The 1019-nt window shown below is 67.3% G+C and carries 1 rRNA gene and 1 pseudogene; both read left to right on the top strand.

Annotated elements, in window-relative coordinates:
* Positions 1 to 189: 189 nt before the first annotated feature.
* Positions 190 to 306, top strand: a 5S ribosomal RNA gene (gene rrf, locus ACZ4S3_RS15195).
* A gap of 208 nt (positions 307 to 514) precedes the next feature.
* Positions 515 to 1019: pseudogene (locus ACZ4S3_RS15200) on the top strand (hypothetical protein); the annotation flags it as partial.

Consider the following 1019-nt stretch of genomic DNA (forward strand, 5'->3'; position numbering starts at 1 on the left):
GGTTGATAGGCCAGATATGGAAGCCCGGTAACGGGTGGAGTTGACTGGTACTAATAGGCCGAGGGCTTGTCCTCAGTTGCTCGCGTCCACTGTGTGGTTCCCGGGTTGCGAACAGTCGCAATCGCTGGTTGAACCAAGTTCCACTCTTTTAACTAAAAAGTGTGCTTGTTCGCTAGAACCCGATAGGGTTTCGGTGGTCATTGCGTTAGGGAAACGCCCGGTTACATTTCGAACCCGGAAGCTAAGCCTTTCAGCGCCGATGGTACTGCAGGGGGGACCCTGTGGGAGAGTAGGACGCCGCCGAACAATCTTTCAAGGACCCTTGGTCCCAGCGTGCATGCTGGGACCAAGGGTCCTTTTTGTTTTGCCGAAGCGCGCCGAACTGGTTGGTGCGCGAGAATGAATGCAGTACCGAAGACAGGAGTCACGTCGATGTCCACCAACTCTTCCGACGATCGTTCGGAGCGCCGGCCGCAGCGGCGCGACGACGGCGACCGCGGTGGTTTCCGGCGTGATGACCGTGGTCCGCGTCGTGACGGCGACCGCGGCGGGCGCCCGGCCGGCGGCGGTGGCGGTCACGCGGGGCGGGACAGCCGCGGCGGTGACCGTGGTGGTTTCCGGCGTGATGACCGTCCGTCGGGCGGCGACCGCGGGGGATTCCGTGGGGGCGACCGGCGCGATGACCGGCCGCGTGGGCCGCGTCGCGATGATGAGCGTGGCGGCGGATTCCGGCGCGATGAGCGACGCGATGACCGGGGTGGAGACCGCCCCGGCTTCCGGCGTGATGACCGTCCGTCGCGTGATGACCGTCCGTCGGGTGGCGATCGTGGTGGGTACCGCGGTGGCGACCGGCGCGACGACCGCGGGGGCGACCGTGGTGGGTTCCGCAGGGACGACCGTCCGTCGGGTGGCGACCGTGGGGGGTACCGCGGTGGCGACCGGCGCGACGACCGCGGGGGCGACCGTGGTGGGTTCCGCAGGGACGACCGTCCGTCGGGTGGCGACCGTGGGGGGTACCG

The sequence above is a fragment of the Streptomyces sp. NPDC028368 genome (assembly GCF_055565615.1).